Genomic DNA, 22,336 nt, shown 5'->3' with positions numbered 1-22,336 from the left:
CCCTTTTTAGGGTTACTAGTAAATATAGTGAATAACTAAAACTCATTATTTATTTTCAAAAAACGCTCGCCTTAAACCTAATTCCAGACCGCGAATTTCTGCCAAACCTTTTAATCGGCCAATGCAGGAATAGCCGGGATTAGTCTGTTTTTTTAGGTCATCAATTATTTGATGGCCGTGATCAGGACGCATAGGTATCAAACGGTTATCTCCAGCTTGTTTACGGCGATATTCTTCACGCAGGATTTCCATCACTACGTTATACATATCCACATCACCTGCTAAATGAGAGGCTTCATGGAAAGTTTTGCTGTTTTCTTCCCGTTGGGTAGAGCGCAGGTGAGTGAAATAGATTCGGTTGCCATAGCGTTTAATCATCTCAACCAAATCATTATCACCGCGAACACCGTAGGAGCCGGTGCACATGGTAATGCCGTTAACCGGGCTTGGTTCAATGGTGGTCAGCCATGCAATATCTTCAATAGTGGAAATGATACGTGGTAAGCCCAGAATAGGACGCGGCGGATCATCCGGGTGAATTGCCAGACGTAAATCATATTCCTCACAAACAGGAACAATCTGGTGTAGAAAATAAGCCAAATGTTCACGCAGCTTATCGCGGGTAATATCTTTGTAGCGATCCAATTGCACCTGAAATTCCGCTAACGTATAGCCCTCTTCGGCCCCCGGCAGACCGGCGATAATATTAGTGGTGAGTTTCTTAATATCAGCAGCAGACATGTTGTCGTAATAGATTTTTGCCTGAACTTGTTCTTCGGTGGTGTAATCAGTTTCTGCATCTGGGCGTTTGAGAATATAGATTTCAAATGCGGCAAAGGCAATTTGATCAAAACGCAGGGCTTTAGAGCCATCAGGGAGTGAATATTCAAGATCGGTGCGTGTCCAGTCTAGTACGGGCATAAAGTTATAGCAGACGGTATCGATGCCACATTCCGTTAAATTTTTCAGTGAAGTTTTGTAGTTATTAATCCATTGCTGATAGTGACCGGTCTGGGTTTTAATCTCTTCATGGACAGGCACACTTTCAACAACTGACCAGATAAGCCCCTTATTTTCGATGAGAGCTTTACGGGCCAAGATTTCGTCTTTGTTCCAGACATGTCCGTTAGGAATATGGTGTAATGCGGTAACGATGCCGCTTGCGCCAGCCTGACGGATATCATCTAAAGAAACAGGATCATTTGGGCCGAACCAACGCCAGGTTTGTTCCATTGTTATCTACCTTTATACAAACGCTAGAATGAAAAACAGTCACCATAACAACTGGATATAAAAACTTATTTACAGGGATATGAATTAAAGAGATAACCGTCGAAATAGGGATCGTCAATATCAGACAATTCCAGTAAACGTAATTTTACATTCTCTAAATGTTGCCACATTGCTTGTTTGGCTGCCGCCGGATCTTTCTTGATCATGGCGGATAAAATGAGCTGATGGTCATGCAGCCACTCTTTACGATAATCTTTATCGGTAATTCGAGTGTGCAGTTTTTGCCACATGGGATTATTTTCCCGCCATCCCCAAGATTGCTTGAGCAGTTCAACCAACATACTGTTGTGGGTGGCTTCCGCAATCGCCAGATGGAACTCTCTGTCACCGGATTCATCTTCACCGGAGGCCAAATCTTCGGATTCTTTTTGTAATGCTCGACGCATGTTAGCAATGTTATTTGGCGTCACTTGCATGGCGGCAAATTCGGCAATATTACTTTCCAGTAATTGGCGAGCTTGTAATAGCTCAAAAGGTCCCGCTGCGTTAACTGAGCATGAAGAAGAAGTTGGCGGGTGAGGGCGGTTAATAATGTAGATCCCGGAACCTTTGCGGACTTCAATAAGGTTTTCGAGTTCGAGCATAATTAATGCTTCACGCACAACCGTTCTGGAAACTCCTAATAGTTCAGCAAGTTCTCGCTCTGGTGGTAGGCGATCCCCAATACGATATTTCTGGTTGGCAATCGTCTCTCTTAATGAGATGCCGACTTCTTGGTAAGGACGTTTTGGCTCAAATAAATGCTTCATTATGTCACTGTTGTTGTCATGATTAACGATAGTGTTGTGTAGATAATAGCCAAAAGCGGAAATTGGTCAACCAAAAATACCGCTTGAGGGAGAAAGCCATCATTTGGCCTTCTCCGATGATTATCTGACTGCGCGGATACGTTCTACCATACGATAAAGCATTGGATCGCTTTTCTTAATGTCGTCGTACATAGGTTTGACCGCTTCTTCAAACGATTTTTTATCTACATCGACAAACTTAACGCCAATTTTCTCTGCATTCTGACGCTCTTTCTCTTCTGATTTTTCCCATAATTTCGTCATATATTGAGAGGAGTTAATGGCGGCGTTTATAAGAATTTTTTGTTGTTCCGATGACAGTTTATTTAGCGATTTAGTCGAAATAACCAGGACGTCTGGCACCATCGTATGCTTATCCAGTGAGAAGTATCTGGCAACTTCACTGTGACGGCTCAGGCTAAAAGAGGGAATATTATTTTCCGCGGCGTCTACGACACCCTGTTGTAAGGCGGTATACAGCTCGCCGTAAGCCAATGGTGTTGGGTTTCCGCCTAAGTTTTTCACCATTGAAATGGCGGTTGGGCTAGGCTGAACCCGAATTTTCATGCCTTTTAGATCCTCAGGCGTGCGGATAGGTTTTTTGGCGTAGAAGCTACGTGCGCCGGCTTCGTAGTAGGTTATACCGATAAATCCGCGGTTTTTGCTGGATGTCAGAATCTCTTTGCCAATCTCGCCATTTTTAATTTTTTCATAATGGGCTGTATCGCGGAATAGATAAGGTAAGTTAAAAGCAGAATAAGCGGGCGAAAAAGCTTCCAGTTCCGCGGCATTGGATTTGACTAAATCCAGCGCGCCGTTTTGCATCAGTTCCATCGATTCCCGTTGGTTACCCAATTGTGCGTCTGGATAGATCCGAATACGAACATCACCATTCGTTTTTTGGCGAACTTCATCTGCAAACTGACTCATTGCCTTGTGTACCGCATGGTCGCGGTTATGGTTATGGCTGAGTTTTAATGTTGTCACCGCCATAACTTGTGACGCGCTTAGGGCAAATATCGCACCGATTACAGTAGATAAAATACGCTTAGAATTGCTCATTGTTCGTTCTCCAATTGTTGTAAATAGGTTACGGGCACAACTGAACTGACGGGCAAACCATAAGCATCACTTCGAGTTTCGTCAAAAAGTAAAAGCAATTTGGTTGACCAATATCACAAAATAATCGGCACAATGGGTAAACCAGTCAGTTTGTGATCCCGCTCACTGGATGTTTTTTTGACCCGGATCTTATAATCCAAGCAACGTAAAGCTTCCTTTACTGATTTTGGTCAGACAGTTTGTCCTATTTGGTCAATCAAATAGGGCGTACATTGAGACCAATAAGGACAAAGCCCCGTGAAAAACCTTGTGTATTGCGTTAATAAAGGTTTGGCGTTTTTTACCGTCAGCCTTTCCGTTTTTTTGGTGTTTTGTGTCACATGGCAGGTGGTTTCCCGCTATGTGTTTGGTACGCCGAGTACGGTAACGGATGAACTCGCTCGTTATCTGTTTATGTGGGTTGCTATGATTGGCGCGGCATATACCACGGGTCAACATCGCCATTTAGCTATCGACCTGTTAACGATGAAACTTAAGGGAATAGGCAAAAATAGTGTGGGTTTGGTGATCCAGGCCGCGATCGCGCTGTTTGCTTCGATCGTGCTGGTGTATGGAGGATCGATATTGGTGATCTCAACCCTTAAAACCGGACAAATCACTCCCACGCTAGGGCTACCGATGGGATATGTCTATTTATGTCTGCCAATTAGCGGTGTTCTGATGATTTGCTATGTGCTCGTAGACATTGTTGCGCTTATTCAGAATTTTTCAGGTAAAGATGCGGTTGTCTCTGAAAATCAATAAAGTCACCAGGCAGAAGAGGATAAGCTTATGGATTGGCAAGTGGTTTTAGCGTTGTTCGGTAGTTTTGCCGTGTTGTTGGCACTGGGTGTACCCGTATCCTTTGCGATTGGTCTGTCATCATTACTGGCAATTATGATGACGTTGCCAATGGAAGCGGCGATTACCGTTGTCGCGCAACGTATGGCGGTGGGTGTTGATAATTTCTCTTTACTGGCTATTCCATTCTTTATTCTGGCGGGAAATATTATGAATCAGGGAGGAATCGCTGCCCGGCTGATTAATCTGGCGAAAGTCATGGGCGGCCGTTTGCCCGGTTCTCTGGTGCACGTCAATATTATGGCGAATATGTTTTTCGGTGCGATTTCAGGCTCTGCGGTGGCATCGGCTGCGGCGGTCGGTGGAACGATGGCGCCAATGCAGAAAAAAGAGGGTTATGAACCAGAATATTCCGCCGCGGTAAACATTGCTTCCTGCCCTGCCGGTTTGTTGATCCCGCCAAGTAACACCTTGATTGTTTACTCACTGGTTTCTGGCGGCACATCAATTGCCGCACTGTTTCTGGCAGGTTATATTCCCGGCATTTTGATGGGTGTATCCTTGATGATTGTGGCGGCAATTATTGCCAAACGCCGTGGTTATCCAGTGTCGCCTAAGCCCACATGGAATGAGTTTTTCACCACGTTGGTTCGCGCATTGCCTTCCCTGATGCTGGTTGTGGTCATTATGGGAGGGATCATTGCGGGTATTTTTACTGCTACAGAAGCCTCGGCGATTGCTGTGTTGTACAGTTTTGTATTGGCAGTGCTGATTTATCGTGAAGTCAGTATCACTAAACTCCCAAAAATCATTCTCGATTCTGCGGTGACCACCTCCATTGTTTTGTTGTTGATTGGTGCGTCAATGGGCATGTCTTGGGCAATGGCGAATGCGGATCTGCCCTATTTGATCGCTGATGCCCTAATGGCGGTTTCTGAAAATCCACTGGTTATTCTGCTGGTCATTAATATCATTCTGCTGCTGGTCGGAACCTTTATGGATATGACTCCGGCGATTCTAATTTTTACTCCGATTTTCCTGCCGGTAGCGCAGAATATGGGCGTTGATCCGGTACATTTCGGCATCATTATGACCTTCAACCTGGCTATTGGTATCTGTACGCCGCCGGTAGGGAGTGCGCTGTTTGTGGGTTGTTCCATCGGTGATGTCAGCATTAATAAGGTATTGAAACCTTTGGTACCCATGTATTGCGCTTTGGTTATCGCGTTGATGTTGGTGACCTTTATCCCGCAACTGAGTTTGTGGTTGCCTCAGATGTTACTGAATTACTGACTATTCAGGTAGTTTGCGTTTTAAAAAGGAATTGTTCCATGAATCGCAATATAGCCAATTGCAAAATCAATCCTGCTATTCCTCACCCTTCCTATGATCGTAAGAGGTTGGTTACCCGTATTGTTCATCTGGGATGTGGCGCTTTTCACCGGGCGCATCAGGCGGTTTTTACTCACCATATGTTGGAAAAAACGGGCAGTGACTGGGGAATTTGTGAAGTCAGTTTATTCTCCGGTCATAGGTTGATTCAGCAACTTAAAGAGCAGAATTACCTGTGTGCCATTGCGGAAAAAGGAGCAGAGAAAACGGAGCTAAAAATTATCGGCTCTATGATTGATGCTTTGCATCCAGAGTTTGTGGGTCATAAAGGTATTCTGGAAGCTATAGCGCAGCCGCAAGTGGCGATTATTTCTCTGACGATTACCGAAAAAGGGTATTGCATCGATGCAGCCAGCGGCAAGTTGGATGTGAATAATGTATTAATTCAACAGGATTTGGCTAACCCAACTGAACCAACATCCGCTATTGGTTATATTGTCGAGACGCTTCGCCTGCGTTATGAACGTAACTTGCCGCCATTGACGGTGATGTCCTGCGATAATGTCAGAGAAAATGGCAAAGTTGCCCGTGAAGCTGTGGTGGATTTTGCCCGTTTACGTGATGAGAAGTTAGCGCAATGGATTGAACTGAATGTGACTTTTCCATGCACAATGGTTGACCGGATAGTTCCTGCGGCCACGCCAGAATCGTTGGAAGAGATAGCAGAACAGTTAGGTGTATGCGATCCCTGTGCAATCACCTGTGAACCTTTCCGTCAGTGGGTGATTGAAGATAACTTTGCTAATGGCCGTCCAAACTGGGACGTGGCAGGCGCGCAGTTTGTTAAAGATGTGGCGCCTTTTGAAACCATGAAATTACGGATGCTAAACGGTAGTCACTCATTTCTGGCTTATCTGGGTTATTTGGCTGGATATACGCATATTGCTGACGCAATGGCGAACCCCGATTACCGGCAAGCTGCTTTGGATCTGATGCTGAAAGAGCAGGCGCCAACTCTGACAATGCCGACAGGAACCGATCTTTTTCAATATGCTCACCGGCTAATTGAGCGTTTTAGTAACCCTAACCTTAAGCACCAAACCTGGCAGATAGCAATGGATGGTAGCCAGAAATTGCCACAACGCATGTTTGATTCTGTCACTTATCATCTGGCAAATGGCAGTGATTACCGTCACTTGGCATTGGGTATCGCTGGCTGGATGCGTTATATCAGCGGTAGAGATGAACAAGGCAAATTGATTGATGTGCGCGATCCATTGGTTGACCAATTTAAATCCATTTACCAACAGTATGGATTATCTATTGATGTAGTTCCCACATTGCTGGCTGTTTTTGGCAATCCATTGTCAGCCGATCCGCATTTTGTCCAGGTGGTTACTGAAGCTTACCAACTATTATTGAAACGCGGCGCTTGCCACGCTGTGGCGACACTTTGATTTGGCTGACAGGAATAAAGATATGAAAAATTTTATGGGTGAAGATTTTCTGCTGAACAATGAAACTGCCTGTCAGCTATATCATGAACATGCCGCAGATATGCCGATTTATGATTATCACTGTCATCTTAATCCGCGTGAAATTGCTGAAAATCGCCGGTTTGATAACCTTGGTCAGATTTGGCTAGAAGGGGACCACTATAAATGGCGGGCTATGCGCTGTGCGGGTATTGATGAATCGCTGATCACAGGTAAGCAAGCCCATGATTATGAAAAATATCACGCATGGGCAAAAACAGTACCGTTGACGTTAGGCAATCCGCTTTATCACTGGACTCATCTAGAATTGCGTCGTCCATTTGGTATTACCGGGAAATTGTTCGGGCCGCAAACTGCTGATGAAATCTGGCATCAATGCAATGAAAAGCTGGCAACACCGGCGTTTTCAGCTCGTGGCATTATGCAGCAAATGAATGTGCGTATGGTGGGAACCACGGATGATCCGGTAGATTCCCTGCAATATCACCGCCAAATCGCGACAGATGAGAGTTTCGATATCGAAGTATTACCAAGTTGGCGTCCTGATAGGATATTTAAAATTGAGCTGGCGGGTTTCAGCGACTATATCAAACAGCTTGAGGCTGTAGCTGATATATCAATCACCGCTTTTGCTGATGTGTTGAACGCGTTGGAGCGTCGCCTTGAGCATTTTGCCGCTCATGGCTGCTGGGCGGCTGATCACGGCATAGAAAATCTGCGCTATGCATCCATTCCTGATGAAACGGTATTAAATGGCATCCTGCAAAAACGGTTGGCTGGGGGGGCGCTCTCTGAGCTTGAAATTGCTCAGTACACCGCGGCGATTCTGGTATGGCTTGGCCGACAATATGCCGCCCGTGGTTGGGTGATGCAAATGCATATCGGCGCGATTCGCAACAATAATAGCCGGATGTTCCGCTTAATTGGCGCGGATAGCGGCTTTGATTCCATTGGGGATAACAATATCGCTTGGCCGTTATCTCGCCTGCTGGATAGTATGGATGTGACGGATGAGTTGCCGAAAACGATTCTTTACTGTCTGAATCCACGAGATAACGAAGTGATTGCGACGATGGCCGGTAACTTTCAAGGTGGTGGTATCGCCGGTAAAGTGCAGTTTGGTTCGGGCTGGTGGTTCAATGATCAGAAAGATGGCATGTCGCGTCAGCTTGAACAACTTTCCCAACTTGGGCTGTTGAGTCAATTTGTTGGTATGTTGACCGATTCTCGTAGCTTTCTTTCATACACACGGCATGAATATTTTCGTCGCATTCTGTGTAATTTGTTAGGTCAATGGGCAGAAAAGGGCGAAATTCCTAACAACAAAGCCATGTTAGGGCAGATGATTGAGGATATTTGCTTTAATAACGCCCGCCGTTATTTTGCTTTGCCGGGGGAAAATCCATGAAGCAGATTGCATTCCTTGGTGAATGTATGATTGAACTTAATGGCACCCCTTTCGCTACCATGCATCAGGCTTTTGGTGGTGATGTCCTGAACAGCGCGGTTTATTTAGCCCGTGCGGGCCAACAGAAGATTGCCGTTCATTTTGTGACTGCGTTAGGGATGGATTCACTCAGTGAAGGAATGATTAAACGTTGGCAAGACGAGGGTATTCATACCCATCTGGTTTTGCGTGATCCGGCTCATCAGCCGGGATTGTATTTGATTCAACTGAATGAACAGGGAGAACGAACCTTTCTGTACTGGCGTAATGATTCCGCTGCCCGTTATATGGTGCGTCATCCTGATTTCTCTTCGGTTATGCAAGCGTTGCGGCAGATAGATGTCATTTATCTCAGTGGCATCAGTTTGGCTATCTTGCCTGCCGATGATCGTGAAAAGTTACTGAACTTGTTGGCTGAACTGGCTGCGCAAGGAAAAACCATTGTTTTCGACAGTAATTACCGTCCGGCATTGTGGGAAAGTGTGGCAGAAACCCAAGTTTGTTATCAGAAATTACTCGCCTTTACCTCACTAGCGCTGGTGACAAATGACGATGAGGGCAATCTATGGGGTGATAAATCGATTACAGCAACTATGATTCGCCTTAAACAAGCAGGCGTTAAAGAAGCGGTTGTTAAAGCCGGTGTTGTCGGTTGTTATTATCAGCATTTGGTACAAAACACACCAATTGAGCTGATCCCAACGGCACCGGTTATTAACGTGGTTGATACCACAGCGGCGGGCGACGCCTTTAATGCCGGGTTTCTAGCCGGATTTCTGATGGATTATCCGATACAACAAGCGGCAATCATGGGGCATCGTCTCGCTGGTACAGTTATTCAGCATAAAGGGGCGATTATTCCAATCAGTGCAACTCAAGCAGTGACTGACAGTTTCTTTCAACAGCGGAGAGAAAATTGATGAAACAGATGATTGAGCAGTTACGTCAGTTAAAAATTGTACCTGTGATTACTGTTGAACGTGCGGAAGACATTATTCCGCTAGGTAAGGTATTAGCTGATAATGGCTTACCGATAGCGGAAATTACTTTCCGTTCCTCGGTAGCGGCGGAAGCTATTCGTCTGCTGAGAGAGGCTCAGCCGAATATGCTGATTGGCGCGGGTACTGTTCTGAATCGTGAACAGGTAGTTGCTGCAAAGCAGGCTGGCGCCGATTTTATGGTTTCGCCGGGTTTTAATCCAAATACGGTCAAAGCCTGTCAGCAATTGAATATTCCTATTATTCCGGGCGTGAATAATCCGAGTGCGATTGAAGGCGCGATGGAATTGGGGTTAAAACTACTGAAATTCTTCCCGGCGGAACCTTCCGGTGGTTTGCCAATGATTAAAGCGATATTAGCGCCTTATACTGAACTGCAAATTATGCCGACTGGGGGAATTGGGCCAAACAATATCCGCGATTATCTTGCTGTACCGCGTATTGTGGCGTGTGGTGGTTCATGGATGGTCAGTAAAGCGCTGGTGGATAACCGAAATTGGCAGGAAATTGGTCGCCTGACGCGTGAAGCGGTGGATTTGGTGAATGCTTAAGGAATAGTTGTTCTTGTGTTTATCAATGCGGCGATCAACATCCAGAGCAAGGGCACGAGAGAATTACAGGCGGCGGGACTCGTCGTCTCTGCCCACGGAGGCCAGAGTTAATCTGTCATAAAGACGGTTGCGGCCTGAGAAGTGGGAAGCCTCGCCGTTTTTTACGGCGGGGAGCGGTCACTTCTGTTTGCCTAATGGAAGCATCAGCGTGTATGGCTCCAACGGTGACTGGGCGAAGCCAAGACGCGTATAGAACGTTCGAGCGCTCTCATCAAGTGCGTGGACGATTATAGCCGAAATACCCACCTGTTCTGCCGTGCTGGCGACACGCTTCCAAGCATCTTGGAGAAGCAATGCCCCGAGCTTCTTCCCCTGATATTCCACATCGACAGCCAGACGGCCGAGAAGCACTACAGGGATAGGATCTGGCATATTGCGTTTAAGCGATGGTGTAGATTCAATATGATTAATTGAACCGGCGCTTAGACAATAATAACCGATAACGTCTTTTGTGCCTTTTTTGCAAATAACAAATGTGCGGCTCGCGCCGAACTTATTATTTTTTAAAGCCCGGCGTGAAAGCCATTCGTTTAATGTTTCATGCTGGCAATAAAAATCATTTATATTATGTTCAGCCGTTAATATTTCAGGTGTGCTTATTCCCACGGAGCTTTATATCCCATCAGTTTTTTAAAACCTTCATTATCAGAAAGCGGTTGCTCCAGCATCTGCATGAACACATGGTATTTTTCGTCGTTAACGAAAAAGTGGCGCTGATCGAGTATGGCATCTTCGGCTGCGCGGCAGGCAGCATCCAAGATGAAATCAGTTCGGGTCTTTGAGAGCAGGTTTGCTGCATGGTCAATAAGCTCTCGCTGAAAGGCTTTCGCCCGGATGTTGATCGGGGTTTCTTTAGGTTGTGTTCTCATAAATCACCTGTGTAGCAAATTGATAGACAGTCATTATAGCGGTTGTGTAACTAATAGATATACATTTGGCGTCTCCATTTGAAATCTTATGAAACGTAAGCATGCTGGGTTATCCAAAATATATATACCCGTTATCTTTCAAGCCGCCTCTTTGTTGGCTGCACTCGCTCACCCCGGTTACAGAGTTATCTATGCTCCCGGGGATTCACTCCCTTGCCGTCGCGATGCATCTTGAAATCCATAGGGTATAGGATAAAACAACCAGAAGAAGATAAAAATAAAGTAGGTCGAGATTCATGACTTTATACTCTGCAATGAGTCGTTACTTGGACAAAATAAGCAGATTCACCGATCTTTATTTCAACATTTACGTCTTTGAATTCATTAAGATTATTTATATGTGTGCCTCCGCATGGGATAGTGACTGCCCTAGAGTCAATTGTAGATTTCCATAATCTGGTGTCATTAATCTCTTTTGATTTATATTCAATAGTTATTTCAGCACCCTGAGATAACCAATTATTGAGAGTGTTATTAATTTCTCTATTAATTTTGTCCAGATTTTCAATTAATATATTTTTATCAAATCCTTTCTTTCTGAGTGATTTACCAAAGCGATAAATATCAACGGATTGAAGCTCTGTGATAGAAGATTGGTAAATGGCGGCTTTATCTAAATTATAGTTTCCCAAATCATCGGTATCGTACACTTTGGACCATATATGATGTGTCGCTTTATTTAAAGCAAGGGACATAAAATGGGCTATCGAGTGTGCGGCACTTACCTTATACCTTGTTTCATCGTTCACAGATAGAGTTACCGTTTTCCCTATGAGATCTGTTTCAGAAATTCCGTGTAAATCAGGTAAGTAGTGTGCTGGCATAATTTTGTCTGGCGACGTTGTTTGTTTCGTTATTTCCTGATCTATATATAAATGACTATCAATAAGACCAGCGGTGTAAACTTTTGTCACAGTAAGTTCTTTATCGCCTATTGAAATTATTCCGTTATCATGTAGTTGGTCTGGCCACTTATAGTTCTTTGGGTAGAATGGACTATCTTGGGTGATCAAAATGGTGCCATCTTCGTATCTCATAACCCCGATAATGTTGGATTCTAACGTCAGAGTTCCCAGCATAAATGAAGCTTCTGCTGTCAATAATTCATTAATATTCATATCCATAGGTCATGTAATATCTCACAAGTTATAATTTTGGGGCATCTATTGCTACCAGGTTGTTTGTTAAGTTCATTCCCTAAAAATAACTTAATAATTTGTTTTTATTTGAATTTTTATCTAATCAAAGATAGGGTTAAACAGTACCGATATGTATGTAACAGCTTTATTTATAGGTTATTTTAGGTATTGTTGCAAATGGAAAAGTCACATGTTTTAAATGTTTTGTTTACATGATCAATAGATATTTTCAGAGTAAAATCTGTTGATTAGTTATCACAATAATTTTTTGGGTCAAAAAATAGACAATCGAACTAATGAGGTATATGATACATATACCTGATATCTGATAAGGGGAAATAAATATGGTTGCTATGGTAAGAATTAATATAGATCTGCCAGAAGAAACAATTAGAAAGCTCGAGATTTTAAAGGAGTGTTCTCCCGATAAGTCACGTGCTGCACAGATCCGGAAAGCAATAGATGCTTACCTTGATGCTAATATTTCAGAACAGAATAACAGTGCTTTTGGTTTGTGGGGGGATAAAAAATTGGATGGATTGGAATATCAAAATAATTTACGCAAGGAATGGCAATGATTGCTATGAAGTCGTTATTCGATACTAATATATTGATTATTTAAATGGATATGAACAAGCTAATAATGTAGATGACGGTTATGGTGGGAGCTAAGACTCTGGATAGGGACAAAGAAAATGTAACAAGAATCTAGGTAGTAAAACGTGCAGTAATTGTCTGTCATGAAAAAAAGATAAAGCTGCCTGATGCAATAATCTGGGCAACGGCTTAGAAAAATGGGTGGTTATTGATTACTAGAAACCCTAAAGATGATAATTGGGTTATTCTTCTTTGAAAGCTGTTCGGTTATTTTATACCTTATTCATGATATGAAATGTTCAATGAGCTTATTCTGGAGCTTTATTTTTCGATAAAAAATATTGTTGTTTGTTGAATAAGTTATTCGTTCTGTAGGGTGGAGATTGTTTTTTTAATAAATGACTGGGGAATATTTAAATAACAAAATTATATTTGTCTATCTGATATCTGTAATTGCAGTTAAGTTGAGCGTAAATAAGTAAAAAAATAGGCACAATATATAATTTTGCGCCTAAGTTTATATTAGCTATCTTTATATTGATTTAATTTTAACTCACAATGGCTTAGCATTCTCCGCCAGCCATGTTGCAATACATTGTTTCTGTTCTTCTTTCAGCCACATACCCAATTTGGTACGGCGCCAGATTGCGTCATCTAGTTCAACAACCCACTCATTATCGACCAAATAACGAAGCTCTGCTTCATACAGGCCGTGACCGAAGGATTCGCCCAGATCGGTCAGATTATTAGCGCCTTGCAGAATTAGTTCGCTGTTGCTGCCGTAAGTACGCGCATAACGTACAGCAACACCTTCCGGTAACCAGTTGTAACGTTTACGCAATAAACGGGCGTAACCATCACGATCGCACCCTTCCAGATTACCACCCGGTAACTGACCATTTTTGGTCCAGGCTTTTCCGGCATTGGGATAGTACTGCATGAGCTTCTCGGTTGCGTGTTCCGCCAGTTTACGGTAAGTGGTTAACTTACCACCAAACACAGACAGTAATGGCGCTTTGCCCTGTTCATCATGAATGTCAAGGGTATAGTCGCGTGTAATGGCCTGAGGTGAATCGGATTCGTCATCGCACAGTGGACGTACGCCAGAATAGGTCCAGACGATATCGTCACGGCTAAGTTGTTTCTTGAAGTGGTCGTTATAAACTCCCAGTAGATAATTAATCTCCTGATCGTCAATCTTCGCCTCTTTTGGATTACCTTGATATTCCACATCGGTGGTTCCGATAATGGAAAACTCATCCATCCAAGGAATAACAAATACGATACGATGATCTTCGTTTTGCAGAATATAAGCTTGCGGCTCATCATGTACTCTTGGCACCACAATATGACTGCCTTTGATCAGGCGAATACCATAAGGTGATTTTAATTTCAAACCATCGTCAAAGAACTCTTTAACCCAAGGGCCGGTAGCATTAACCAGACCTTTTGCTCGCCAGGTATAAGTCTTGCCGGTATGCAAATCTTCGGCTTCAACCATCCAACCCTCTTGTTCGCGCCATGCACGGGTTACTTTTGTTCGGGTACGGACTTCTCCGCCATGTTTTTTAACTTCCTGAGCGTTAAGGACAACTAAACGAGCATCATCAACCCAGCAGTCAGAATATTCGAAGCCACGGACCAATTCTGGTTTCAGAACAGAATTGGCGCCGAATTTCAGCCCTTTACTGCGGGGTAGGCTGACACGTTTGCCTAAATTGTCATAGAGGAACAGGCCAATACGGATCATCCATGCTGGACGCAGATGTGGCTGGTGCGGCAGGCGGAAACGCATCGGAAAAGCGATGTGTGGTGCAAGGTTCAGTAAAACTTCACGTTCTGCCAGCGCTTCGCCGACCAAACGGAATTCATAATGTTCCAGATAGCGTAAGCCGCCGTGGATCAGTTTTGAACTGGCGGATGACGTGGCTTTGGCTAAATCTTGTGCTTCCAGCAACAGAACAGAGAGCCCCCGGCCAGCAGCATCTGCCGCAATTCCGGCGCCGTTGATCCCGCCGCCGATCACAATCAAGTCTTTAGTTTCCATGCATCCCCTTAAAATGTTCGAAACAGTTCTTTAATGCTCGTTTTCGCTCACGATTGTAATCAGAAATCGATCAATAGCCAACTATTTGTTAAGAAAAAATATGTTCACGTGATATAGATAACAAATGTTGCCATACCCATATAATTTACATGGTATTAATAAAGAAGTTTAACTATGGAGTGATAAGGGGAGATAGGGGATAGTGCTATCCCCGAATATAGAGAACATTCTTAGCAGAGTTCAAGTTGTACGTTATGTTGCTCAATGACTTTATGGATGCTTGGCGGGGGAAGCTGGTCAGTAAATAGATGATCAATGAGGTTCATATTGCCCAGATTGACCATAGCATTACGGCCAAATTTGGAATGGTCAGTGACTAACATAACGCAACGGGAGTTTTCGATAATTGCGCGTTTTACACGCACTTCATGGTAATCAAATTCCAGTAGTGAGCCATCCATGTCAATGCCACTGATGCCGAGAATGCCGTAATCGAGCCGAAACTGGGAGATAAAATCCAGTGTGGCTTCACCGATAATGCCGCCATCACGAGAACGAATCTCCCCCCCCGCCAGGATTAAACGGAAATCTTCTTTTGTCATCAACAGGGTAGCGACATTGAGGTTATTGGTGACAATCCGTAGATCTTTATGATTTAACAGTGCGTGAGCGACAGCTTCTGGTGTCGTGCCAATATCAATAAACAGCGTTGCACCGTCCGGGATATGGCTAGCAACACGTTGCGCAATACGTGCTTTCTCTGCTGACCACATGATCTTGCGGTCGTGATAAGCAGTATTAACTGAACTTGATGGCAATGCGGCTCCGCCGTGATGCCGCTGTATTTTGTTTTTATCTGCCAAATCGTTCAAATCACGGCGGATAGTCTGGGGGCTGACATTAAAGTGTTCAACCAGCTCTTCAGTGCTGACGTAGCCCTGAAGGCGCACCAGCTCAACTATTGCATCATGCCGTTGAGTTTGCTTCACGATAGTCCTCTAAGTGTCTAAAAGTGCCGGTTATTATTTTTGAATGTGTGACGGTTATCCCACAACGCCATCAGTAAACCGATAATTAAACCGGAGAAATGGGCGGCGTTGGCAATGGATAGTCCAAATGCATCGAAGTATCCGACAATCAGCCAGAAGATCGAAAAAGCCATCAAACCGCGGGGAATGCCAATACCCTGTTCGGGCGCCCGCTCACCAGTTAGCCAGACATAACCAATTAAAGCGTAAACAACCCCAGAAAGGCCGCCAAAATGAGAACCACTGAATAATGATTGCCCCCAACCGCTGAAAACAGCGGAAACAATCATAATGACAAAGAGCTTTCCTGTACCGAGGTGCTTTTCTGTTTGCCCGCCAAGATACCACCACCACATGAGATTAAAGATGATATGCAGCAGTGAGAAGTGTAGTAAGCCGTGGGTGACCCAACGCCATAGCTCCATATGTTGGCTATCGTCAGGCCAGGCTAGCCAGGACATCACCTGATAATCCCCGGCAAATTGCATCCAGAGATAAACGATGATATTTAGAAGTAAAACGGTAATGGTTAACGGGCCAGCCTGACGACTTAAATATTGCCAATTCAGATTATTCTGGTACTTCAATGGGTGATTCACATCACCAGATTGCCAACTGGCCGCTTGATAACGTTCATTTAGCGGATCGCGAGTAAATTGCTCTAGCTCTTGCTGAACGATAGTCAGTTTAGTGTCATCTTCTAGCCACAGTTCGACGTGTTGCCCATCGCCACTGGGGCGCATGGTGAGATGGACCTGATGGGTTGCCATATAATCGATAAAGGCTTGCGCCAGACGCGGGTTTGAAATAGCGATTACGCGGATCATAAGATGTGTTATGCCGGATTAGGTAAGGAGTCAACAGCGTGAGGATAGTCTCTACGCCAGGCTTCAAAGCCGCCATTAATGCTGTAGACAGTTTCAAAACCGATGTTTAATAAATACTGAGCGGCGCTCTGGCTGCTATGACCGTGATAACACATGACCATAACCGGCTGTTCGAAATTAGCCTGTAACATAAACTCATTCAATGTGTCGTTGGTTAAATGAAAAGCGTCACAGGCGTGACCGGCCCGGAAACTCTGTGGATCGCGGATATCCACCATAATGGCGGATTTGTCCTGCCAGTGTTGATAAGCCTGCTCAGGGCTGATGGTTTGAAAATGTTCCATATATGTTTTGACTTGCTCTTGAAAACTTATACCCGTCATCTTTCAAGTTGCCTCTTTGTTGGCTGCGCTCACTCACCCCGGTCACATAGTTTGCTATGCTCCCGGGGATTCGTTCCCTTGCCGTCGCGATGCATCTTGAAATCCATAGGGTATAGAGATTATCCCGTTAGATTATTATTGTAATAATGTTTTCCCGACGATTATCCGAGCGGGAAAATTTGTTATCAGTAATAAGTGATCAGTAATACGTTATTAATAATAAGAGTGTTCACCGCGTTGGTGTTCAGTCAGGTCTTTTACCCCTTTCAGTTCTGGGAACATGTTCAGCAACTCTTTTTCAATCCCTTCTTTCAAAGTGACATCAACCATTGAACAGCCATTACAACCACCGCCGAATTGAAGGATAGCGAAACCATCATTAGTGATTTCCATCAGGCTGACGCGGCCGCCGTGACCGGCTAATTGTGGATTAATTTGTGATTGCAAAACGTATTCCACACGTTCGACAAGTGGAGCGTCGTCAGAAACTTTACGCATTTTGGCGTTAGGGGCTTTTAATGTTAGCTGAGAACCTAACTGATCGGTGACAAAATCAATTTCAGCTTCTTCGAGGAAGGGGGCGCTCAGTTCGTCAACGTAAGCTGACAGTTGATCAAATTTCAGTTCAGTGTCTGTCGCTTCAACGGCATCAGGCGGGCAGTAAGATACGCCGCACTCAGCGGTAGGTGTACCCGGATTGATGACAAATACGCGAATTTGTGTGCCTGGTTCTTGGTTTGCCAGTAATTTGGCAAAATGAGCTTGCGCTGCTTCAGTAATATTAATCATATCATTTGCTCAATAGTTGACTACTATAGTTGGTTATAATACGCCCATTCTCGTATTGACTACAAGGTTCGACAAATCGCCCAGACCTGTACTGAACGGGCGCCAGCACGAATTAACAAACGGGAGATCTCAGTCATGGTCGCACCGGTGGTAATCACATCATCCAGTATGGCGACATGTTGTCCCGCGACTGGGCCACAAAGCTGAAATGCTTTCCTGAGATTAATTTTACGCCGTGCTGCCGATAAATTTCTTTGTGGTAGTGTAGCATGCGTCCGCTGTAGAAAGCTTTGCTGGTAATCGCATTGTAGCCATTCTGATAACAGCTTTGCCATTAATACACTTTGATCAAATCCTCGTTTCCATCGCCGGTGCCGATGCAGCGGCACACTGAGCAGAATGTTGGGTTTATGCCATCGTCCATCACGATAGCCCTGTTGCCAATGCAGCAGAAACAGACGCGCTAGCACTGACGCAAGTTGTGGAGTGCTGTGATATTTATAGCGACGAATTAGGCCACTCAATGGTGGGCAGTAGTCGGTAATCGCTATCATATTCTCCCATAGAGGAGGTTTTTTGAGGCAGCGTCCACAAGGCAGTGAAGGGAGCTCTGAGGGCAGAGCGCAACACGGACACATGTTTGTCAATCGTTTCAACCGCTTGTTGCAAAAGCTGCATACTCCATGATGTGGAAACCAAAGAGGCTGACGGCATAGCCAACAGTACCCAACCATTGTTAGCATAGAGTTCTTCCTTGATGGCAAATAAAGTTGAGAATAACAATGGCTGATCTGTTTTGGCAGACTTCTGATGAAGGTTCGCGTGATCTTGTGTTGCTGCACGGATGGGGATTGAATGCGGAAGTTTGGCGTTCCATTGAAATGCGATGTGCTCCGCATTTTCGTTTGCATTTGGTGGATTTACCGGGTTATGGCCGTAGCCAGAAATATGGCCCGATGAACCTTGCTGACATGGCGGATGAAGTTTGGCGATACGCGCCTGAAAACGCGTTATGGCTAGGTTGGTCGTTGGGAGGATTAGTTGCCAGCCGGATTGCGCTTGACCATCAGGATAAGGTTGCCGGATTAATTACTGTGGCTTCTTCACCGCATTTCAGCGCAGAAAGTGACTGGCCAGGGATTAAGCCAGAAGTCTTGCGCGATTTCGAACATCAGTTGAGTGAAGATTTCCAGCGCACGGTGGAGCGTTTTCTTGCTTTACAGACGTTGGGCACAGATAGCGCTCGTCAGGATGCGCGGCTGCTGAAATCCGTTGTGTTGGCACAGCCGATGCCTTCTGTTGAAGTACTGCATGTTGGACTAGAAATTTTGCGTACCGAAGATTTAAGGGAGCCTTTGGCTGAACTTGCCATACCGTTCCTGCGGATTTACGGTTATCTGGATGGGTTGGTGCCAAGAAAAATCCTCAACATTCTTGATGAAAAATGGCCGCGTTCAGTTTCAGCTATAATGCGTCATGCCGCTCATGCGCCTTTTATTTCTCATCCTGATGAGTTTGTTGGGTTATTGACTGAATTTGTTAGTAGAGAAGCGCTGTGAGTTTGATGAGTTCTTAAAATAGTAAAGCGCCCGTCGCTTATGATGCGACGGTTCAGTTTTTACATGAAGACTATGCTGGAATTAACAGAGATCATAAGAAGCGGTTAGTTTTGGGAACTGCCGTTTCTGGTGTAGAACACGAAGAATTCTGATTACTCTCCCATCGAAGTCGTAATAAATGTTAAAGGGAACGGCTGTGAGTATGAAACATCTTCCCCTAACTCCTTCTTTACAGACGCCTGCGAGAGGACTTGATATTAAAATATCTTCGATGGATTCAATAATCTCATCAGTCTTATCTGCCGAAATAGGATTGAATTCATAGAGGTACTCAAAAATATTTTCCCGATCATTTAGAGCATCAAGCTCCCAGACTAGAGAAATATCGTCTTCCATGAAGAATCTCCTTACATTTCTTTGTCTTCAATAACCAACTTAAAAATGACTCCTCCATCTTTGTATAGGAGGCTGTCTTCGTCACATTCTCGTTTGATTGGAAGAAGTGTTTTCTCCTCAGTGAATCTCGTATGACCTTTCTTTAATGTATAACGGACCAATCCAGTGGCTGCTCCTTGTTTTCCTGAGATAGTAAATCCGTTATTTCCGCAAGGTTTAACCATCCATAGATCTTCTTCTTGGTCGTATAAAACATCAACCTTTCCACCAATTTTTGTTTTAATTGAATCTATAACATCTGACGAAATCCTTACGGATAATTCTTGAGAGTTTGTAGACTGCTTGTAGGTTTGTGAGACTACAATAGATGCAGATGATTTTCTTCGAGATGAAACTTTACTTTCTTGCAATTGACTTTTGAATGCCATAAATCCTCCATTTCTGAGTATAAATAAATGTTATAAAAAAATTTTCTCATTTTGAGCTATATTTGTATGGTAATTAATCTTGTAATTTTGTGTACTAATACTCTAAGAATCCAAATGTAATCTACTAGAGTGGAAAAATAAATTTTTTAAATTCAATAAATTAGAAATATTTAAAATTGTAGAACTAGATTTTTTCCTCTAATAATGTGAAAAATAACTTTTTGTCATCACAATTGTGCTAACATCGGTGCACTCTTAGAAGGAGTTTTTTATGGAATCTCGTATTCAGTTCCGCATTGGTAATGAAACTAAAAAGCTGGCTCAACAATCAGCAGAGAGAGAAGGTGTAACACTCAGCGATGTATGTAGGAGATTTGTTGAGAGTCTTGCAGAAGGACAACGCAAATTAGGTGAACATGAGCAATGGTTAAAGACAGAAGTCGATACTGCCTTTGAAAAGTTAGCGGCAGGCGAATCACAATTTTTATCTCGTCAAAAAGCAAAATTGCGAATGGAAGAAAAGAAAGCTGCAATAAGAGCTAAATGAAACGCATAACACCAATATAATTAAAGGATTAGTATCCCCTAGCGATCCGATAAACCGCTGTATCACATTTCTGTACCTCAGAACATTGTTTGCAACTGCCGCTTAAGCAAGCAGTTGCATCGACTTTTTCCAGTTTGCCCATTACGGTGATTTGTTCAAGTATCCCTTTATGGTGACAGTTTCCACTTGAACAGTGGAAGCTATATTGGCTGTTGCTGATAAAGGTTATTCTAATCAATCGGTTAAAAAATCAGGGAATAAAAGTAATAATTCTGTATAAATCAAACGAGAAAGCCCAGTCTGAATGATCTCAAATAAATCAGACAATAATTTAATGGTACTATTTAAATGATTTTTAAAGGCAATAATGAAGATATTAGGCGGTTAAAAAACATGAGTTGTTTCACAATAATAAAATTTTCACTTTAACATCTAATTTACATGGAGAAAGATTGTTGCTTATATTTAAATTCCCTCACGGGAAATAAGTAAATATCAACATCTGGCTAGCCTCATGTGGGTGATTAACCAATGAAAAAATACATTAGTATAGGTGTACATGAACTTGATACTTATCTTGATTACGCTATTTTAAGCATCATAGCTATATATAGCCTGCATGCGACTCCATCCGAAATGGGGATATTGGGTGCTTGTTTCGCTGTTCCGTTTTTGGTGGCAAGTGGATTATTCGGCAAGCTGTTTGACAATGGAAATGTACTAAATTGGAGGACATTGCTGTTCTGTATTAATGGCATTGTCATGCCTTTTTTATCTGTAGCTGATCCAATTATATTTCTTTATGTTATTACATTAATCAAAACAACCTGTCGGTGTGGGCTTGGAATATCAAACACAAAATTGAATGTAGATGATAGTGAATCTCAAAGATTTTATGAAATTTATGGATATATCACCAACTTTAGCAGAATAGTTATTCCCTTATTTGTTGTATATTTAAACACGAACTATGGATTATGGTTTGTCGTGTTATTATCAATGACATTTAATTTGGTTGGCATGTTGACATCATACTTTGATGATACTTTTCGGCTTGATATAAATGCAAGCGTAAGTTCTGCTGCTGTAGAACGTTTTTCATTCATACAGCAATTAAAGAATAAACCGGATTTATATTTACTTGTTTCGGCCTATACTTTGTCAAACTTAGCCTTTTTTCTTAGCAACGATATGCTCGGTATCTTCTTTGAGAGGATTGGGCAAAATGAAAGTAGCATAGGTTACATAATTTCACTTCTCGGGGTTGGTGGCATAGTAGGAACACGAGTTTCTGGTTGGTTACTTAAAAAATTGTCAGCCAAGAATGTTTTGTTATTTTCCATTATGATTAATTTTGTGGCCTTTTGGGGATTTGGTTTTTTAGACGCAAAAACACATCATTATGCCACATACTATTTGTTGGTTTTCCTTGTTGGTACGGCCTCTGGTGTCACATTTTTCGCAATTAGATACGGCGTAAGAAATATCATTGGTTTTGAACACGTAGGGAAAGCGACTGGAGATATACAGAAAATTTCATCTGTAGTGGCAATTTTGATGCCGGTTATTGGTGGGTATACTGCAAAACTCATTTCTATCGAGTTTACTTTCAAATTAACAAGCATTCTGCTTGCGGTGATATTCCTATATTTTTTATTTAAAAAGCATAAAGTAACTGAGGAAAGGAATAAGTATGTACAGTCCAAATAAAAGATTTTATCGATACAAAACACTATGACTTGTACCTGAAAGGAAAAACTAAGCAAACACGGGATAACAATCTTAACTGGGACTTGGCCG

25 protein-coding genes and 1 pseudogene are annotated in these 22,336 nt (G+C 43.2%); 11 read left to right on the top strand and 15 right to left on the bottom strand.

Annotated elements, in window-relative coordinates; all coding sequences use genetic code 11:
- Positions 1-45: 45 nt before the first annotated feature.
- The 3 genes from uxuA to Phpb_RS14530 all read right to left on the bottom strand — a co-directional run bounded on the left by uxuA (position 46) and on the right by Phpb_RS14530 (position 3,143).
- Entirely contained in the window at positions 46-1,233 is a 1,188-nt protein-coding gene (gene uxuA, locus Phpb_RS14540) for a mannonate dehydratase (RefSeq protein WP_065390963.1), read from the bottom strand.
- 65 nt (positions 1,234-1,298) lie between these two features.
- Positions 1,299-2,042: an FCD domain-containing protein gene (locus Phpb_RS14535; protein WP_065390962.1), complete on the bottom strand. Its 744-nt coding sequence runs from the start codon at positions 2,040-2,042 to the stop codon at positions 1,299-1,301.
- 120 nt (positions 2,043-2,162) lie between these two features.
- Complete coding sequence (locus tag Phpb_RS14530; RefSeq protein ID WP_065390961.1) at positions 2,163-3,143, bottom strand: TRAP transporter substrate-binding protein; 981 nt, start codon at positions 3,141-3,143, stop codon at positions 2,163-2,165.
- 297 nt (positions 3,144-3,440) lie between these two features.
- Here Phpb_RS14530 and Phpb_RS14525 point away from each other — a divergent pair, with 297 nt between their 5' ends.
- The 7 genes and pseudogenes from Phpb_RS14525 to Phpb_RS24525 all read left to right on the top strand — a co-directional run.
- Positions 3,441-3,947 carry a TRAP transporter small permease gene (locus Phpb_RS14525; protein ID WP_065390960.1) on the top strand — a complete coding sequence of 169 codons (507 nt, stop codon included), beginning with the start codon at positions 3,441-3,443 and terminating at the stop codon, positions 3,945-3,947.
- Between the two features lie 27 nt (positions 3,948-3,974).
- A complete protein-coding gene (locus Phpb_RS14520; RefSeq protein WP_065390959.1) occupies positions 3,975-5,276 on the top strand; it encodes a TRAP transporter large permease in 1,302 nt (433 codons plus the stop codon).
- A 38-nt stretch (positions 5,277-5,314) separates the two neighbouring features.
- Positions 5,315-6,772, top strand: a complete 1,458-nt coding sequence (locus Phpb_RS14515) for a fructuronate reductase (RefSeq protein ID WP_065390958.1) — start codon at positions 5,315-5,317, stop codon at positions 6,770-6,772.
- A gap of 22 nt (positions 6,773-6,794) precedes the next feature.
- Positions 6,795-8,219, top strand: coding sequence for a glucuronate isomerase (gene uxaC, locus Phpb_RS14510; RefSeq protein ID WP_065390957.1), 1,425 nt, complete (start codon positions 6,795-6,797; stop codon positions 8,217-8,219).
- A complete protein-coding gene (locus tag Phpb_RS14505) occupies positions 8,216-9,178 on the top strand; it encodes a sugar kinase (protein ID WP_065390956.1) in 963 nt (320 codons plus the stop codon). Before uxaC ends, Phpb_RS14505 begins: the two co-directional genes overlap by 4 nt.
- Entirely contained in the window at positions 9,178-9,807 is a 630-nt protein-coding gene (locus Phpb_RS14500; protein WP_065390955.1) for a bifunctional 4-hydroxy-2-oxoglutarate aldolase/2-dehydro-3-deoxy-phosphogluconate aldolase, read from the top strand. The genes Phpb_RS14505 and Phpb_RS14500 overlap by 1 nt, the downstream gene beginning before the upstream one ends.
- 21 nt (positions 9,808-9,828) lie before the next feature.
- Positions 9,829-9,918: pseudogene (locus tag Phpb_RS24525) on the top strand (RNA-guided endonuclease InsQ/TnpB family protein); the annotation flags it as partial.
- A gap of 66 nt (positions 9,919-9,984) precedes the next feature.
- Here the strand turns inward: Phpb_RS24525 and Phpb_RS14495 are convergent.
- The 3 genes from Phpb_RS14495 to Phpb_RS14485 form a co-directional block, all read right to left on the bottom strand.
- Positions 9,985-10,473 (bottom strand): GNAT family N-acetyltransferase, encoded by a 489-nt coding sequence (locus Phpb_RS14495; protein WP_065390954.1) that lies wholly within the window; start codon positions 10,471-10,473, stop codon positions 9,985-9,987.
- Entirely contained in the window at positions 10,464-10,736 is a 273-nt protein-coding gene (locus tag Phpb_RS14490) for a type II toxin-antitoxin system TacA family antitoxin (RefSeq protein ID WP_046396352.1), read from the bottom strand. Before Phpb_RS14490 ends, Phpb_RS14495 begins: the two co-directional genes overlap by 10 nt.
- A gap of 302 nt (positions 10,737-11,038) precedes the next feature.
- On the bottom strand, positions 11,039-11,920 hold the full coding sequence (locus Phpb_RS14485) for an alanyl-tRNA editing protein (RefSeq protein ID WP_082302587.1): 882 nt from the start codon (positions 11,918-11,920) through the stop codon (positions 11,039-11,041).
- 359 nt (positions 11,921-12,279) lie between these two features.
- Here Phpb_RS14485 and Phpb_RS14480 point away from each other — a divergent pair, with 359 nt between their 5' ends.
- Positions 12,280-12,513: a ribbon-helix-helix domain-containing protein gene (locus Phpb_RS14480; protein WP_240492558.1), complete on the top strand. Its 234-nt coding sequence runs from the start codon at positions 12,280-12,282 to the stop codon at positions 12,511-12,513.
- A 572-nt stretch (positions 12,514-13,085) separates the two neighbouring features.
- Here Phpb_RS14480 and glpD read toward each other — a convergent pair.
- From glpD to gntX, 6 genes are all read right to left on the bottom strand, one after another.
- Positions 13,086-14,579, bottom strand: a complete 1,494-nt coding sequence (glpD, locus tag Phpb_RS14475) for a glycerol-3-phosphate dehydrogenase (RefSeq protein WP_065390952.1) — start codon at positions 14,577-14,579, stop codon at positions 13,086-13,088.
- A 230-nt stretch (positions 14,580-14,809) separates the two neighbouring features.
- Complete coding sequence (locus tag Phpb_RS14470; protein WP_065390951.1) at positions 14,810-15,568, bottom strand: DeoR/GlpR family transcriptional regulator; 759 nt, start codon at positions 15,566-15,568, stop codon at positions 14,810-14,812.
- A 17-nt stretch (positions 15,569-15,585) separates the two neighbouring features.
- Complete coding sequence (gene glpG, locus Phpb_RS14465) at positions 15,586-16,434, bottom strand: rhomboid family intramembrane serine protease GlpG (RefSeq protein ID WP_065390950.1); 849 nt, start codon at positions 16,432-16,434, stop codon at positions 15,586-15,588.
- A gap of 8 nt (positions 16,435-16,442) precedes the next feature.
- Positions 16,443-16,778 carry a thiosulfate sulfurtransferase GlpE gene (glpE, locus tag Phpb_RS14460; protein WP_065390972.1) on the bottom strand — a complete coding sequence of 112 codons (336 nt, stop codon included), beginning with the start codon at positions 16,776-16,778 and terminating at the stop codon, positions 16,443-16,445.
- A gap of 252 nt (positions 16,779-17,030) precedes the next feature.
- On the bottom strand, positions 17,031-17,606 hold the full coding sequence (gene nfuA / locus Phpb_RS14455; protein WP_065390949.1) for a Fe-S biogenesis protein NfuA: 576 nt from the start codon (positions 17,604-17,606) through the stop codon (positions 17,031-17,033).
- 59 nt (positions 17,607-17,665) lie between these two features.
- A complete protein-coding gene (gntX, locus tag Phpb_RS14450) occupies positions 17,666-18,349 on the bottom strand; it encodes a DNA utilization protein GntX (RefSeq protein WP_036815094.1) in 684 nt (227 codons plus the stop codon).
- A 39-nt stretch (positions 18,350-18,388) separates the two neighbouring features.
- On the opposite strand from gntX, the gene bioH reads away from it, so the two are divergent.
- Complete coding sequence (bioH, locus tag Phpb_RS14445) at positions 18,389-19,165, top strand: pimeloyl-ACP methyl ester esterase BioH (RefSeq protein ID WP_065390948.1); 777 nt, start codon at positions 18,389-18,391, stop codon at positions 19,163-19,165.
- Between the two features lie 81 nt (positions 19,166-19,246).
- Here the strand turns inward: bioH and Phpb_RS14440 are convergent, their stop codons facing one another.
- Both Phpb_RS14440 and Phpb_RS14435 read right to left on the bottom strand, forming a co-directional pair.
- Positions 19,247-19,561 (bottom strand): type II toxin-antitoxin system RelE/ParE family toxin, encoded by a 315-nt coding sequence (locus Phpb_RS14440; protein ID WP_065390947.1) that lies wholly within the window; start codon positions 19,559-19,561, stop codon positions 19,247-19,249.
- A gap of 11 nt (positions 19,562-19,572) precedes the next feature.
- Positions 19,573-19,989, bottom strand: a complete 417-nt coding sequence (locus tag Phpb_RS14435) for a hypothetical protein (protein WP_065390946.1) — start codon at positions 19,987-19,989, stop codon at positions 19,573-19,575.
- A 271-nt stretch (positions 19,990-20,260) separates the two neighbouring features.
- Here Phpb_RS14435 and Phpb_RS14430 point away from each other — a divergent pair, with 271 nt between their 5' ends.
- Positions 20,261-20,536 carry a damage-inducible protein J gene (locus Phpb_RS14430; RefSeq protein ID WP_065390945.1) on the top strand — a complete coding sequence of 92 codons (276 nt, stop codon included), beginning with the start codon at positions 20,261-20,263 and terminating at the stop codon, positions 20,534-20,536.
- A 28-nt stretch (positions 20,537-20,564) separates the two neighbouring features.
- Here Phpb_RS14430 and Phpb_RS27265 read toward each other — a convergent pair whose 3' ends face one another.
- Positions 20,565-20,774 carry a FeoC-like transcriptional regulator gene (locus tag Phpb_RS27265; protein WP_165603300.1) on the bottom strand — a complete coding sequence of 70 codons (210 nt, stop codon included), beginning with the start codon at positions 20,772-20,774 and terminating at the stop codon, positions 20,565-20,567.
- A 293-nt stretch (positions 20,775-21,067) separates the two neighbouring features.
- On the opposite strand from Phpb_RS27265, the gene Phpb_RS14425 reads away from it, so the two are divergent.
- Positions 21,068-22,246 carry an MFS transporter gene (locus Phpb_RS14425; RefSeq protein ID WP_065390944.1) on the top strand — a complete coding sequence of 393 codons (1,179 nt, stop codon included), beginning with the start codon at positions 21,068-21,070 and terminating at the stop codon, positions 22,244-22,246.
- Positions 22,247-22,336 lie beyond the last annotated feature (90 nt).

It is taken from the genome of Photorhabdus namnaonensis (assembly GCF_001684335.1).
In the GTDB taxonomy this organism is placed as follows: Bacteria; Pseudomonadota; Gammaproteobacteria; order Enterobacterales; family Enterobacteriaceae; genus Photorhabdus; species Photorhabdus namnaonensis.
This window is presented reverse-complemented; position numbering and strand designations above follow the sequence as displayed.